Here is a 15,303-nt window from a genome sequence, read left to right as displayed (position 1 = left end):
TTCGCTCCTCATTGCCTGTATATGCATCAGGTCGTCTCTGATTATGCTTATTTAAGAATGTTAAATATAGTATGCTGAAAGTGAGAGATGATTCACTTGTCATAAATGAGAGATAATTCACAAAGGTCGAGAGGTGATCTCATTGAACGGTTTTCCGAAGATCGGAATAGCGGGTATTGGTCTCTACATACCCGAGAAATTCACAACAGCGAGAGACCTGTCTGTGGCGACGGGAATTCCAGAGGATGTCATCGCGAACAAATTCGGTGTTAAGCAGAAACCGGTTCCCGGACCAGATGATACCACCAGTCGCATGGGAGTCATGGCGGCGCTTGAAGCCTTGAATGATGCAAAAGTAGACCCGATGGACGTAGATTTACTGATATGGAACGGCGCACAGCACAAAGACTACCCCTGCTGGCTTGCGGGACTCAAGGTCGCAGACGTTATAGGCGCTAGAAGGGCATGGTCGTTCGATATGGAGGCCATGTGCGGTTCGATGATGGCGGGAATTGATATCGCCAAGAGCATGATGATCGCCCATGAAGATCTCAACACCGTTCTGCTCGTAAGTGGTTACAGAAATGTGGATCTTATAGATCTAAAAAAGCCCGCCACTTCCTTCATGCTTGATTTGGGGGCTAGCGGAGCCGCGGTCGTATTGAAGAAGAACCACCACAGCAACATCGTCCTGGCATCGGCCTTCAAAGGTGACGGTTCTTTCTCGGAAGATTGCGTGGTACCTGTTGGAGGGTCTAAGAGCTGGCCCATCAAACCCGAAGATATATCAAGGTTTTCCTTCGATGTTCCGGGTGATGCGGCAGACTTCAAAAAACGTCTCGGTGAGACGACGATGGTCAATTTCTACGGAGTTATAAGAGAGTCTCTCGAGAAAAGCGGCTACTCTCAGAGGGATATCGACTATCTTGCCATACTGCATTTCAAAAAATCCGCCCACTTCGGTGTTCTTGAAGAGCTAGGTTTGAGGGAAGACCAGAGCACTTACCTCGACGAATACGGCCATCTAGGCCAGAACGATCAGATTCTTTCCATAAAGCTCGGACTGAAAGAAGGGAAGATCAAAGATGGAGATCTGATAGTTATGGTCGGTGCAGGACTTGGATTCGTATGGGCCGCAACAACGGTGAAGTGGGGCAGAGATATGGAGGCTGAAAGATGAGAATGGAAGGCAAAGTGGTTATTATTACCGGTGCGGCCAGTGGGCTGGGAAAGGCATCGGTGGAAAAGTTCGCCAGAGAAGGTGCTATAACGATCGCCTGTGATGTGGATGAGGCCGGTCTGGAAAAGTTAAGGGAGGAATTCGCTTCTCTTCCAGGTAAAGTAGTACCGAAAAAACTGAACGTGACGGATCGCTCAGCGATCAACGAGCTTGTCAAGTCACTCAGGGATGAGTACGGTCACATAGACGGCCTAGTAAACAACGCAGGTGTCACCAGAGATGCGCTCTTGCAGAGAATGACCGAAGAGGACTGGGATCTGGTCATCAATGTCAACCTGAAGGGGGTTTTCAACATGACACAGGCCGTGGCTCCCGTTATGCTGGATCAGGGCTACGGCTCAATAGTGAACACGTCCTCTATAGTTGGTGTGTACGGTAACATAGGTCAGAGCAACTATGCAGCCTCTAAAGGCGGTGTGATAGCCATGTCAAAAACCTGGGCCAAGGAACTGACTAGAAAGGGCGCTAAAATCAGAGTGAACGCGGTGGCTCCCGGCTTCATAAAGACACCCATGACTGACAAGGTCCCCGAGAAGCTAATACAGTCTCTCGAGGAGAAGATACCTTTGAAGAGAATGGGACTGCCAGAAGAAGTGGCCAATCTATACTTCTTCTTGATATCCGATGAATCCACCTATATAACGGGCCAGGTGATAGGAATAGATGGAGGCCTTGTGATTTGAGGATCTCACGTAGCGAGAGAACTAAACTCCAGATCAAGCAGGCGGCAGAAGAGTTGTTCAGCCGCCTGGGCTTCGAGTTAACGTCTGTCGCCAATATTTGTAGAACCTGTGGCCTCTCCAACGGAGCCTTTTACAGACATTATTCCGGTAAGGAACAGGTCTTCAAGGAAATCGTGAATGATATAAAAACCGATTTTGAAAGCGCTCTCAGTACGATAAATGGCAAAAGAGAGGATGAAAGACTTTTCAACTTTTTTAGATCTGTCTTCGATACCCTCTGGAATTCAAAGAAAAAGTTCATGGCCTTCCACGAGGCAGAGTATAGATTTCCAGAGGTAGAAAGCTCCGTTAATAGCACATATCAGGAGGCTCTCATCAAGGCCTTAAAAATCGAAGGATCAACCATCTCTCTGCCAAAGAAGTGGTTTCTAGTTGGGAGTTCCAGATTCACGGCCATCTACTGGATAATCTTCAACGGTGTCAGGGTTCCCGACTCGACGATAGAATCTCTGGTCGATTTTTCAATGAACGGTTTCATCGCTTCCCCATCGGATTTCGAACTGAGCTCTCTGGATCTCGACCTCGGAAATATCGATTTCTCGGGCGATATCAAGGCCAAGGATGCACTTTTGCAATCGGCCGAAAAATTGATCGGGGAGAAGGGGTATTTCGAGACGTCGATCTACGATATTACCAGCCATGCCGGATACGGCCAGGGGACCTTTTATCTGTATTTCGAAAGCAAAGAAAAGCTCCTTGAAGAGCTGGTTCTCCAGGCCAACAGAAGACTTCGCCGAACCATGAGACAGGCCTCTGAGAGTATAAAGGGAAGGTTAAACAAAGAAATAAGATCATACAAGGCCTTCCTTGTATTCATGAATTCACACAAAGAACTCTACAACATAGTCAGAGAATCGGAATTCGTACTTCCAGAAACGGGAAGATTCTACTACGAGAAACTGCTCACTTCCTATATAAGTGCTCTAAAAGAATCGCGAGAGAAGGGTGAGATAAGGAACATCGATCCAAGAGATCTGGGTGTCTTTCTTATGGGAATCGGGCATTTCATGGGACTGGATCTTCTCTTCGTAGATAACAGACCAAAAGATTGGGATGGATACCTCAAAGAAATAGCAGCGCTCATGACGAAGGGCTACGGAGGTGTTGTTAGTTGAACTGGGTTGAAGAATACAGAAAGAAGAGAATCAGTATAGATGAAGCTCTGAAGAACGTGAAATCAAATACAAAAATCGTCACAAGTATGGCCGCAATGGAAGCTCAGGGACTGCTGCAAAACCTTCACAGGGTGGAAAATGTGGAGAACGTCGCCGTAGCGACCTGCCTGAACATAGGTGAGTACCCCTTTTTCACACACAAAGAGTACGAAGGTAGATTCCTGAATGAATCATGGTTCCATTCGGTCGGCGCCAGAAAGGCAGTAAGCAGCGGATTGAGAACGGTAACCTATATCCCTAACAACCTTCATAACGCGGGGATGGAAAGGATAATGGCCAACAGACCGGATATTTTCTGGGGAGTTGCCTCTCCGATGGATAAAAACGGTTACATGACCGTTTCACTTTCCACAGTCTACGAACGCGACATGGTTGAAAGGGCGAAGATGGTCATCATGGAAGTCAACGAAAAGGCTCCGAAGACCCATGGAGACACTCACGTTCACATAAGCGAGGTCGATTACGTTATCGAGAACAACTTCGATATACCTGAACTTCCCGATAGTGAGCCTTCAGAGACCGAGATGGAAATCGCAGGTCATATTTCCTCATTGGTTGACGATGGCTCCACCCTTCAGATAGGAATCGGAGGGATTCCGAATGCAGTAGCCAGATTGATGGAAGACAAACACGACCTCGGCATCCATACGGAGATGTTTACCGAATCGATGATACATCTATTCGAAAAGGGTTCCATAACCAACAGGAGGAAGACCCTCTGGCCTGGAAAATTCATCGCCACTTTTGCCCTGGGAACAAGAGAGATGTACTCCTTCATCGAAGACAACCCCGGAGTGCTTCTCTTGAGAGGGAGTTATGTCAACGATCCATATGTGGTGGCTCAGAACGACAACATGGTATCGATAAATACGGCGATAACCTTGGATCTCACGGGGCAAGTCTGTTCCGAAGCCATAGGAACGCGTCATTACAGCGGTACGGGCGGTCAGCTCGATACACACAGAGGAGCCTCCATGGCCCGGGGTGGAAAGGGAATTATAGCGCTGCGCTCTACGGCGAAGAACGGGACGGTATCTACAATCGTTCCATTGCTGCCCCTGGGCTCGCCCGTAACAGTCCCAAGGCAGGACATAGATTATGTAGTAACGGAGTTCGGTGTGGCCCATCTTAAAGGGTTGAATGTCTTCCAGAGAGTAGAAGCCCTTTTAAACATATCACATCCCGACTTCAGGGCCGAACTGCGAAAACAGGCCAGCGATATAGGTTTGATATAGGAGGTATTAGATGAAGAAAGTGTTCATAGTTGGTGCAAAGAGAACGGCTATCGGAACTTTTGGGGGAACTCTCAAGGATACATCGGCCGTGGAGCTGGGAATTGCCGCTTCCAGGGCCGCCATTGAACAGGCCGGTATAGATGCGGGTAAAATCGACGAAACGATAATGGGCTGTATTCTCACCGCCAACCAGGGTATGGGGCCGGGAAGACAGGTTTCGATAGGTGCCGGGCTTCCCGTCGAGAGTCCTGGTTATCTGGTAAACATGCTGTGCGGTTCAGGTATGAAGGCTACGATGATCGGGGCTTCCGATATCGCCATGGGTGAGGCTGAACTGGTTCTGACCGGAGGCATGGAGAACATGTCGATTAGCCCGTACATGCTGGATAGAGCCAGATTTGGATACAGAATGGGCGACGGGAGTATTGTGGACCATATGATCAGGGATGGCCTCACCGATGTTTTCAACGGTTATCACATGGGTGTGACTGCAGAGAATCTGGCCGAAAGACATGGTATCGGCCGCCTTGAACAGGACGAATTCGCTCTCGAGAGCCAGAAGAGAGCAAAGGAAGCCATTGCAGCGGGTAAATTCAAAGATGAGATCGCTCCAGTGGTTATTAAGGGAAGAAAAGGCGATACGCTCTTCGATACCGACGAACATCCAAGAGAGACCAGCATGGAGATTCTAGGCAAGCTTAAACCAGCTTTCAAAAAAGGTGGCACGGTAACTGCCGGTAATTCATCGGGTATCAACGACGGAGGCAGTGCTACGCTTTTGGCAAGCGAAGAGATGGTCGAAAAGTATGGATTGAGACCGCTTGGCGAAGTTGTCGCTTTTGCGCAGGCCGGAGTCGATCCAGCATACATGGGGTACGGCCCGGTCCCTGCAATCGAAAAAGCTCTGAAGAAGCTTGGAATGAAAATCAACGACATAGAACTCCTCGAATTGAACGAAGCTTTTGCGGCACAATCCCTCTCGGTCTTAAAGGGATTGCAGGAGATATATGGCGTATCGAAAGAGTGGCTGCTGGAGAGAACGAACGTCAACGGTGGCGCGATAGCCCTTGGACATCCAATAGGAGCTTCGGGAAACAGGATAATAGTTACTCTACTTTACGAAATGGCAAAGAGGGACCTGGAGTTCGGACTCGCCTCTCTCTGTATCGGCGGCGGCATGGGAACTGCGCTGGTTGTCAAGAGAGTCTAAGCAAAACAGTGTCTATCACTTTGTTCATAGACCTTCTCAAACGTTCTGGTGTGTGGATTTATCGCAATTGGCAAGTCTAGAATGAACTACCTATTAGGAGGTGGGAAAGTGAAAAAGGTAATATTATTAACACTTGTTCTTGCGGTATTAGCGATGATGGCTGTTGCCGCAACCCCGATCAAGATCGGCGCCGTGCTACCCCTTGGAGACATAACCGGTGATCAGGCTGCGAAGGCCATGAAGCTGGCAGTAGCCGAAATCAACGCCGCCGGTGGTCTTCTAGGTAGACCGGTCGAACTGATCGTGATCGACGACGAATTGAAACCGGAGAAAGGTGCCGCCGCGATCGATAAACTTGCAACTGTCGACAAGGTGGATTTCTTTGTCGGAGGCATGGGTTCTTCTGTGCATCTGGCACAGATTCCCGTCATGAAGAGATACCAGAAAATAACCATCTGGATAGGCGCCGCTTCTTATCTTTGTGAAAACGCAGTGGGACCGGACGCCGACTGGTATTTCCATCTACATCCCTGGGATTATCAGCAGGGGGCGAGTTACGGACGCGGGTGGACGGAACTGTCGGAAGCCTACCCAGAAATAAGAACCGATAGGATCTTCCTCGCTTACGAAGAGGGCGGTTTCGGAACGGCCTCTCACGAATCGTACGTCGCTTTACAGAGACAGGCACAACAAGGCGAAGGCGCCTGGGCGGCAATCATGAACGATTACAAGGGCGTATCCTTCAAGAGCGCCGCGCTCGGTGGTGGAGATTACAGGGCCATGCTTCAGCAAGCCAAGGCTTACAACCCCGATCTCTTCATCTGGGCCGGTTACGACGCCGATGCCCTACCCATGCTTCAGCAGGCCAAAGAAATTGGCTTTGCTCCAGAGTTCTTTGTAGGAGCACCTCCGGGTTGGCCTGCGCACTTCGGCGATTCTCCTCTGGCAGAAGGCGTGACACTTTACGGAATGTGGGCACCCACAATAAACAAAGTGAGTCCTATAGCCGAGCATTTCTATAACGCCTACATCGAGATGTTCAAAGAAGAACCTGCAACGTACTTTGCACCACTCGGTTACACTAACATCTACTTCCTCGCGGAAGGTATCAAAGCCGCAGGAACGATCGACAAAGCTCCTTTGATCAAGGCTCTGGAAGAAGTTGAATACGCTTCGCCCATCGGTGAAGTACTGAGGATCGCTCCGAGTAACGTGATCAAGCATCAAGGTTTCACGGCTCAGAAGATACTTCAGTGGCAGGGCGGCGAACAGCAGGTAATATGGCCGCTCGAGCTCAAGACGGCAGATCCGATGTTCCCGTTTCCGAGCTGGGAAGGAAGATAGTTTGATCCGAGGTCGGGCCTTAGGCCCGACCTTATTATCTCAAATTGGCTAGAACCGGGGTGGTGACAGACTTGGAGAGCATCTCATTTTGGAAGAAATATAAGAATATCTTGTTTTTGATCTTGCTGATAGTAGCCGTTGCGATATGGAAACCCCATGCAGCCATTTATGGTTTGCAGAGGGGCAGTCTTTACGCTCTTGCCGGCCTGCCTCTTTCCCTGACGTTGGGGATAGTTGGTATAATGAACCTCTCGCATGGAGATTTTCTTTCTCTGGGAATATACATCGTCTATATGTTTTCCGTGAATACGAGAATGGATCCTCTCGTCTCGATTCTTCCGGTCTTCATCCTGCTCTTTTTGCTGGGAGCCGGCGTTTATAAATTGACGGTAGCGAAAGTTCTGAAGTCCGGTCATTTGAATCAGCTGCTCCTCACATTCGGAATTTCGATGATTCTTCTGGAAGTGATGAACCTCATCTGGACATCCAGACCAAGGAGTGTGTACGTGGGTTACTCTTCTTCCTCCGTAACGGTAGCGGGCGTCAGGTTCGGAACTTACGAGTTTCTTTATGTGGCCTTCGCTATCGCCGTTTTAATTGGTTTGCAGCTGTTTCTTAAAAAGACCAGACTCGGGCAAGCCTCATTTGCGGTTGGTCAAAACCCGCGAGGGGCCAAGATAGTCGGTATAAATACAGGTTTCGTTTACCTGATAGTCTTCGGAATATCGGTGGCGATCCTTGGAATAGCGGCCGGTGTCATGGTACCGAGATTTGCAATCTTTCCCTCTGTTGGCTCTTCCTATACTATGAAGTCCTTCTGTTTGGTTGCGATGGCCGGACTTGGAAACCTAACAGGCATATTGATCAGCGGTATCGCTTTGGGTGTAGGTGAAGCGATAGTACAGTCCATTCCGGGTTACGCCGGTTGGTCCGATATTGTCTTCTTTGGAGTACTGATAGCCGTAATCATGATAAGATCTATAAGGAGGCCTTCACTATGAAAATTGCAAAGCCTTTGTTAATCTTGATTGCACTCACCGCAGCCATGCTGCTTCCAATCATGACCGAGGCGTACTTCATAAGCATCGCAATCACCATTCTCACTTTCATGACGCTCGCTCTCAGCTGGGATATGATGTTGAGAACGGGTCAGCTATCGTTCGGAACGGCAGGTTTTTTCGGTCTCGGCGGTTACACAGGTATCATAGCGGCCGCAGACTTTGGAGTAAATCCGGTGATAGGCATCGTGCTGGGTGGACTCGTTGCTGGAGGCATAGCTCTTATACTGGGCATGGCCATCTTGAGATTGAGAGGTCTGTACTTCGCCATTACTACCATGGCGCTTGCAAGCGTCTTCATGGTGATAATAAGAAACCTTCATAGACTAACCGGTGGTCCAAGCGGAAAGATAGTTTACAACACTCTATTCAATTACGACTCAAGCAAAGTTTATTGGTTTTTGCTCGCCATAGCGGTGGGTACCGTAGTAATTTCGGAACTATTTCAGAGGACTAGAATTCACTTCGCTATCGACTCAATCAGAGCAGACGAGACCGTCGCCAAGTCGCACGGAGTGAACATATACAAATATCTCATCTTTGTTTTCGTTGTAACTTCGATCATTCAGGGTGTAATAGGGGCCACGTACGCCCTTCAATACGGGTTCGTGTATCCCGAAAGCAGCTTCTCGCCTCATTACCTGCTTCTGCCGATCGCCATGGCTCTTGTGGGGGGTATATACTCAACTATCGGGCCGATACTGGGAGCCATAATCCTCGGTCTATCCTCCGAGTATCTCAAATTGATCATGCCTTACGGTCATCTAGTAATATACGGTGTGATAATAGTCGTAGTTGTTCTTTTTATGCCTGACGGAGTTTATGGTGCTATCAAGGCTTTTTTTATGAATAGAAAGCGCCGCCTGGAGGAACGATAAGATGAGCATACTGAAGGTAGATAGAGTAACTAAACGTTTTGGAGGACTTGTGGCCGTCAACGATGTTACGATGGAGATTCAAAAGGGCGAGATTCTTGGACTCATAGGACCGAACGGTGCCGGTAAAACCACGCTGACTAACTTGATTTCCGGTGTACACCTTGTGAGCGAAGGAAAGATCGTTTTCGAAGGTACGGATATAACTCTTCTTCCCGCCCACAAGAGATGCAAGCTGGGAATCGCCAGAACCTTCCAGATTGCCAGACCTTTGAAGAACCTCACCGTCGTGGAGAATATAATGATCGGAGGTCTTTTCGGCAAGGGTGAGAATCTCAAAACTGGCCGCAAAAGCGCTTTAGAGCTCTGCGAGGGGATAGGTCTAAAAAAACCCGACGAAACTCTTGACAGGATTACCGTTCTGGACATAAAAAAAATGGAGATAGCCAGGGCTATGGCAACCAATCCAAAGATCCTTTTTTTAGACGAAGTTATGTCCGGACTGAACATGGATGAAACTAGAGATATGATTTACACTGTCAGAAAAATCAGGGATACGGGAGTCACAATCTGCATAATCGAACATGTCATGAGCGTGATAAGGGAATTGACAGAGAGAGTCATCGTGCTCGACAGAGGAGAAATCATAGCCGAGGGGCCTTACAGCGTAGTGTCAATGCAGCACAACGTTATTAGCGCCTATCTGGGGGAGGATGCCTGATGCTGGAAGTAAAAAACTTGAATGTTTCGTATGGAAGAATCCAGGTGATCAAGGACTTCACCTTCTCCGTCGGTAACGAAGCCGTCGGCTTTTTTGGACCGAACGGTGCCGGTAAGACCACACTCATAAATTCAATCATAGGATTGGTGAGACCGACTAGCGGAGAAATAAACTTCGAAGGACAGTCGCTGCTCGATCGGGAGACATACCAGATAGTGAGAATGGGTATCTCGGTTGTTCCACAGGATGGAGAACTCTTCCCGATAATGACTGTTATAGAGAATCTAAGAATAGGATCTTCATACATAAAAGAAGCCAGGGAAAAGACGTCCGAGAGACTGGAGTTTGTGTTCAAGATCTTTCCCATTCTCAAAGAACGGGCCTTTCAACTGGCCGGTACTATGAGCGGTGGCCAGCAGAGGATGCTCGCCGTTGGAAGGGCTTTGATGGCTATGCCAAGACTTCTGATACTCGACGAACCGTCCGTGGGCCTCCAGCCTTCTCTGGTTACCGAACTGTTCGAAAAACTGGCCGTGATAAAGACCGAAGGCGTCTCGATACTTCTCTCCGAACAGAACGTGAAGCAGGGTCTCAAAGTGATAGACAGGGGATATGTTGTGGAGAACGGAACTGTGGTGATAGAAAGTACGGCCGATGATCTCAAGAACAACGAACACGTCAAGAGATCGTATCTCGGTCTGTGAAGTGCTGATCTCACCTCTAAAGAGATGCTGCGGTCATGAAAAAACGGCTGGGCAATATCCCGAGAGAACGATTAAGGTTAATGGAGGTTTTCTATCTGATTGTATTTCTTCTCCTACCCGGCCTTGTCCGTGCTTACGATTCATATATGCCAAACCGATTTTTAATTTGTTCCGACCAAAACATCACAAAGGAATATCTAGACACGGATGGAAGGGCATTATGTATTGGCCGTGGTCTCTGCTATAATAATCGTATTCCGGAATCGCCCAGTATGTTACGGGACGTCTCGTTTGATCTATTTTATGGGCAGATTTATTCTATTGAAAGTGACGACCTTTCGAACATCGGTGAGGCTACACATTCTCTTCATGGGAGGTATCAAGACTCTATGGAACAGCCTCAAAGCAGATATGTTAAGGTACTTGACAAAAAGCTCCATTATCTCGAGGCCGGCAAGCCCGGCGGTATTCCTATGGTTTTTGTGCACGGAAACTTCGCCTCGGGAAAGTGGTTCGAACCCGCTATGGAACTGCTTCCAGAGAGTTATCACACTTTTGCACTGGATCTGCCGAACTTCGGAAGGTCCGATAGAACCGAAGAGGTGAGTATAGACAATTACGGAAAGCACGTAGTCGATTTTATCAAACAGCTAGAACTCGAAGGAGTGATACTGGTAGGGCATTCCCTTGGAGGGGCCGTTGTCCAGAATGTTATGGTGCGCAGGCCCGATCTTCTGAGTAGAGTCGTGCTGATAGACCCTGCACCGCCCGACGGTCTCAAAACACCACCAGAAGTTTATCCCTTTCTAGATATGTACAGGAGCAACAGAGAACTTCTGAAGAAGGCTCTCATAGGTACTATGCCGACCAGGCCGGTAGATGAATTCACCGAATTGTTGGTCGATGAGGCACTCCTAATGGATCCGAAATGCTTCACTGAAAATGCATGCGCTCTTGAGAAGTACAATTATTCCGAAGAGTTGAAAGGCATTGAAATCCCCGTTCTGGTGATAGTTGGAAGAAAAGATATATTGATCACCGAGGAGATGGCAAAAGGTTTTGAAAAGATATTGCATACTGTGCACGTAAGTGTCCTCGAGAACTACGGTCACAGCATAAACGTAGAGAATCCCGGGCTTTTTGTTGAGATGCTACTGGAATTTACCTCAAAATAGATACGTGCGAAAAAACTTCAAGTTCTCACAAAGGTTCCACATGGGACCTTTTTTTGTGCATTGAGTGCTGATCTGTGCAATTTGTCTATCTCGTTTGTCCGATCTGTCTGCGGAAGAGGAGAGAAGTTCTTTGTTCCGACGCTGCGCATCCATGTTTCTGGTGAAAAAGAGGTCAGCGGCTAGGTGAGAAGGTTCTCAGATCTTGATCTTCTTACCTCTTACCTTATTTCTCTCACCTCTATAATCGCTCTGACCCTCAATTAGAAAACGATACGGACGAGATGTGATCCATTTTAAGAGCACAACGAAATGGCTTGAATAAGAGCATTTCAGGGTAGGCTCCACGGAGCATTACAGGATGGCAGCCAACTCTCTTTATGTAATCCTCATATCCTAGCCAGGATCTCGGTCTTTCCTCTTTTCCCTTCATGCATGGGCCGATTCGTCATCTCGCTCTTTCTCATCACCCTCAACGACCCTTTATTGACAGATTTCTATTATCGCCTGGGCGAATATTTTTGCACTCGTGACCAGCTCGTCGATCACGGCGAATTCGTCAGCTCCATGCATATTGTTGTCCGTCCCGGGCATGGTGCATCCGAAGCCTACACCGTTCTTCAATCGATGAACGTAAGAGCCACCGCCTATTGCGATGCAGTACCCCTTGTTTCCGGTGTAGAGTTCGTAGCATTTCAACAGCGTCTGGACAAAAGGAGATTCTCCCGAAACGTGGTGTGGTGGATACATATCATTGTTTTCAAGACGTATTCCATGTCTGGCCAATCTCTCTCTGATTACGTCCACCAGGTTCTCTCTGGTTGCACAGAGCGGTGCTCTGCAATCGAAGCTTCCGCAAAGGCTGGAGCCATCGTAATCCAGAATGTTCAAGCTTATAGTATCGAGTAGGAGAGGGGCGGAGCCCCTCGTCCTCTCACAGAACCGTGCGTACGGGCCTCGTACACGGCTCATGGATCGAGTATCGGATACTTCGACAGGGGATGATAGTACGATGTCATATCGAATAAGTTCATCTCTTCAAAGAACCTGTTGGGAATGGCGTAATTGACTGCTTTTGTGTGAGAAGAGCGCCATTTGTTCATTCTCAAATTGACTTTCTCTTCCCATCCAGCCCTTCTAAGGACTCTGTTCAGTTTCTTTGTGCTCTTCCACTGGTGTAGTATGATGGCTCTAAGCCTTCTCCTTATCCAGCTCAAAAGCCCTCTCAAGGTAGATTGTAAGTCTACTATCCTGAAATAGCTGGCAAATCCTCTCAACAGTGGATTTAGCTCTTTCACTATTTCCTTTACCGGTGTGCTCTGGTTCCTTCTTGTAAGTCCCTTGACCTTTCCCTTGAACCTTTTCAATCTGGATTTCTCTATCCCAACTCTCTCGCCTTTTATTTCGAAGCCAAGAAAGTGAAAGCCCTCCTCCAGTGTTGTGATTCTCGTCTTGTTTCTGTTGACCTTGAGCTTCATGTCAATCTCCAGTATGTTGATCGCGATTGCCAGAAACTCTCGGGCTTCTTCCTGGGTTTTCGAGAAGATTAATATGTCGTCTGCATATCTGACTATCCTTATTCCTCTGGCTTTCATCTTCTGGTCGAACTCGTCCAGGTAGATGTTCGCCAGCAGGGGACTTATTACACCACCCTGTGGACTGCCAGTTTCTGTTGCCTTCCAGACTCCATCTTCCATTACTCCGCTCTTCAGCATTGCGCGTATGAGTTTGAGTATCTTTCCATCACTCACTCTCTCTGCTACGGAGTCTATTATCTTCTCATGATCCAGAGTGTCGAAACATTTGCTCAGGTCAAGTTCCACTACATTGCACAGACCGTATTTGGATGCAAAAGCTTTCGCCTTCTCCACCGCCTGCCAGGCATTTCTTCCCTTTCTGTAACCGTAACTGGAGGGATGGAATCTTTCCTCGAATATAGGTTCCAGTATCTCCTTGAGAGATTGTTGTACCACCCTGTCTCTCACAGTAGGTATTCCCAATTGCCTTGTTTTACCATCTGCTTTTGGGATTTCTACTCTCCTGAGTGGCATGGGCATGTACTCACCGCTCTTGATTTCTTCGGATAATCTCTCGATTTCTTCAAGGAGTTTCTCCCCGAATGATTTTACGGTTACTCCGTCTATCCCAGGAGCTCCTCTGTTGGAGTTTACCCTGTGATAGGCTTTCAATAGGTTCTTCTTCGAATAGACTTTGTCGATTAGACTGTAATACTTCATCTCTTTCTCCTGCATGCTCCCTTCCAACAGCTCCAGCCTCAGATATTGTTGCGACAATTAATGACTGGCTTCTCTACCCTCCCGGGAATATGTACCTTGTCTTTAACTGTCTGACCTAAGTCTCTTCACTGTCTTCCGATCACATTTCTTCGATCCTTCTCCCCTTCGCAAGTGATGGAGCCTTTCGACCTCCTCATCACCCCCTTGGCTTATAGCCAAGGTCCCTTCTCCTTTCGGAGAGGTTCTTCACTACTACGGGTTCATCTGCCATCCTCCTGAGCTTTCCCTTAACTTGGATCTCCTCCTTGCTAACGGTTACCCCTTTCGGACTCATGAGGACTTCCCCGGGTAAGATACACCACTTTCATCCGAATCCTGCCATCCGAACCTTTACAGCTGGAGTCAGGGCTTTCCCTTATCTCGCAGGGTTACCCTCTGTAACGGCCATCTCTGGTTCACTTTCGTTCAGTTCCGGACTTTGCCTCGGGCTTCCTTCAGATTCACCGTTACCAGTGACACCCTTGCCTCTGGCTAATGCTTCTTTGACTCCCCACATTCGGGTCTTTCACCCTATAGTTGTGTACCATGCCGGGCGCACGAGATCACCTGACAATTCGTCGCTCATGGCGACTCCGGCGGATTTACCCAGCCAGTCTCCGTGAGGGAAGATAGCATTGAGTGCACGGAGTTTTTCGATGCCTTCGCTCTCTGGAAAGGGTATCGAAGATAGGACTTCAAGCATCGCCGTCAGGGCGTTGTTGCCTTTTCCCGGTGTAGCTGCGTGGACCTGTACACCCTTAGCCTTTACTGTCGTGATGTTGCCACTGGTCGAAAGTTCGAAAAGCACGCCCGTTCTTTCGCTCACCGCATTGCAGTATCCTTCGATCTTATAAAGTTCCATACCTTCTATGATTGCTATTGAATCACCCGGTACCACGTTGCTTTTTACTCCGGACCTGAGAGAAGAAACTCCGGGTGTTGTGTTCGATTCTTCGAACTCAGAAGCAAAACTTCCCTGAAGACCTCCCTTTTCGATGTTTACCACCGGAAAGCCTGTGTCTGGAGAGAAGGTCATCGGAGCCTCAGTTTCGACCCCGTAGTAGTATCTTATATCTGAGGAGCCGCACTCCTCATCAGTTCCTAGAATGAGCCTCGCTCCGGTCTTGAGGGGAATATTCAAATCCTTCACGGCCTTCATTGCATACAGCGCAGCCACGGCTGGACCTTTGTCGTCTGCTGTTCCACGACCGTAAATTCTGCCGTCTCTGATGAACGGTTCGAAGGGTTCGGTTATCGACCAGCCATTCCCGGCTGGCACGACATCCAAATGGGCCAGTATATCTAGTTTCCTTTCATGATCGTTCAGATCTATTGCACCGACGTAGTTGTCGTAATTACAGGTCCTAAATCCCATTTTAGATGCTGTTTCTAGCGCAACCGCCAAAACTTCGGCCGGTCCTTCGCCGAAGGGTTTTCCCTCCTTCGCCTCCTGCCTGTCGCTTTTTATTCTAACTAGTTTTGCGATGTCTTCGATCATTAGATCTTTGTTTCTTTCAAAGTATTCTTCGATCAATTCTTTCACTGGTGAA

At 48.2% G+C, this 15,303-nt stretch carries 15 protein-coding genes; 11 read left to right on the top strand and 4 right to left on the bottom strand.

All coding sequences use genetic code 11. The features are described 5' to 3' along the window. The first annotated feature begins 142 nt into the window (after window positions 1–142). The 11 genes from MESINF_RS11995 (at window position 143) to MESINF_RS11945 (ending at window position 11,480) form a co-directional block, all read left to right on the top strand. Window positions 143–1,180: a 3-oxoacyl-ACP synthase gene (locus tag MESINF_RS11995; protein WP_169700145.1), complete on the top strand. Its 1,038-nt coding sequence runs from the start codon at window positions 143–145 to the stop codon at window positions 1,178–1,180. Further along, complete coding sequence (fabG, locus tag MESINF_RS11990; protein WP_169700144.1) at window positions 1,177–1,923, top strand: 3-oxoacyl-[acyl-carrier-protein] reductase; 747 nt, start codon at window positions 1,177–1,179, stop codon at window positions 1,921–1,923. The genes MESINF_RS11995 and fabG overlap by 4 nt, the downstream gene beginning before the upstream one ends. Then, on the top strand, window positions 1,920–3,098 hold the full coding sequence (locus MESINF_RS11985; RefSeq protein ID WP_169700141.1) for a TetR/AcrR family transcriptional regulator: 1,179 nt from the start codon (window positions 1,920–1,922) through the stop codon (window positions 3,096–3,098). The genes fabG and MESINF_RS11985 overlap by 4 nt, the downstream gene beginning before the upstream one ends. Continuing rightward, window positions 3,095–4,393 (top strand): acetyl-CoA hydrolase/transferase family protein, encoded by a 1,299-nt coding sequence (locus tag MESINF_RS11980; RefSeq protein WP_169700139.1) that lies wholly within the window; start codon window positions 3,095–3,097, stop codon window positions 4,391–4,393. Before MESINF_RS11985 ends, MESINF_RS11980 begins: the two co-directional genes overlap by 4 nt. Before the next feature lie 10 nt (window positions 4,394–4,403). After that, entirely contained in the window at window positions 4,404–5,603 is a 1,200-nt protein-coding gene (locus MESINF_RS11975) for an acetyl-CoA C-acetyltransferase (RefSeq protein WP_169700138.1), read from the top strand. Window positions 5,604–5,711: 108 nt separating this feature from the next. Continuing rightward, window positions 5,712–6,947 carry an ABC transporter substrate-binding protein gene (locus MESINF_RS11970; RefSeq protein WP_169700136.1) on the top strand — a complete coding sequence of 412 codons (1,236 nt, stop codon included), beginning with the start codon at window positions 5,712–5,714 and terminating at the stop codon, window positions 6,945–6,947. A 110-nt stretch (window positions 6,948–7,057) separates the two neighbouring features. After that, window positions 7,058–7,948: a branched-chain amino acid ABC transporter permease gene (locus MESINF_RS11965; RefSeq protein WP_231936762.1), complete on the top strand. Its 891-nt coding sequence runs from the start codon at window positions 7,058–7,060 to the stop codon at window positions 7,946–7,948. Continuing rightward, window positions 7,945–8,883, top strand: a complete 939-nt coding sequence (locus MESINF_RS11960) for a branched-chain amino acid ABC transporter permease (protein ID WP_169700131.1) — start codon at window positions 7,945–7,947, stop codon at window positions 8,881–8,883. Before MESINF_RS11965 ends, MESINF_RS11960 begins: the two co-directional genes overlap by 4 nt. A gap of 1 nt (window position 8,884) precedes the next feature. Continuing rightward, a complete protein-coding gene (locus MESINF_RS11955) occupies window positions 8,885–9,601 on the top strand; it encodes an ABC transporter ATP-binding protein (RefSeq protein ID WP_169700129.1) in 717 nt (238 codons plus the stop codon). Beyond that, entirely contained in the window at window positions 9,601–10,305 is a 705-nt protein-coding gene (locus MESINF_RS11950) for an ABC transporter ATP-binding protein (protein WP_169700127.1), read from the top strand. The genes MESINF_RS11955 and MESINF_RS11950 overlap by 1 nt, the downstream gene beginning before the upstream one ends. 389 nt (window positions 10,306–10,694) lie before the next feature. Continuing rightward, a complete protein-coding gene (locus MESINF_RS11945; RefSeq protein ID WP_169700125.1) occupies window positions 10,695–11,480 on the top strand; it encodes an alpha/beta fold hydrolase in 786 nt (261 codons plus the stop codon). A gap of 480 nt (window positions 11,481–11,960) precedes the next feature. On the opposite strand, the gene MESINF_RS11940 is transcribed toward MESINF_RS11945, so the two are convergent. The 4 genes from MESINF_RS11940 to MESINF_RS11925 form a co-directional block, all read right to left on the bottom strand. After that, a complete protein-coding gene (locus tag MESINF_RS11940; protein WP_231936761.1) occupies window positions 11,961–12,368 on the bottom strand; it encodes a zinc-binding metallopeptidase family protein in 408 nt (135 codons plus the stop codon). Window positions 12,369–12,445: 77 nt separating this feature from the next. Then, on the bottom strand, window positions 12,446–13,714 hold the full coding sequence (gene ltrA, locus MESINF_RS11935) for a group II intron reverse transcriptase/maturase (RefSeq protein WP_169700879.1): 1,269 nt from the start codon (window positions 13,712–13,714) through the stop codon (window positions 12,446–12,448). A 196-nt stretch (window positions 13,715–13,910) separates the two neighbouring features. Continuing rightward, window positions 13,911–14,048, bottom strand: coding sequence for a hypothetical protein (locus MESINF_RS11930; protein ID WP_169698557.1), 138 nt, complete (start codon window positions 14,046–14,048; stop codon window positions 13,911–13,913). Window positions 14,049–14,279: 231 nt separating this feature from the next. Then, the gene (locus tag MESINF_RS11925) at window positions 14,280–15,296 is read right to left on the bottom strand and encodes a Sapep family Mn(2+)-dependent dipeptidase (protein WP_231936759.1); all 1,017 of its coding nucleotides are present in this window, start codon (window positions 15,294–15,296) and stop codon (window positions 14,280–14,282) included. Window positions 15,297–15,303: the final 7 nt, after the last annotated feature.

Origin of the sequence: Mesotoga infera (assembly GCF_900157305.1) — a bacterium.
Taxonomy (GTDB): domain Bacteria; phylum Thermotogota; class Thermotogae; order Petrotogales; family Kosmotogaceae; genus Mesotoga; species Mesotoga infera.
The sequence above is the reverse complement of the archived record's forward strand: the minus strand, read 5'-3'. Positions and strand labels throughout refer to the sequence as shown.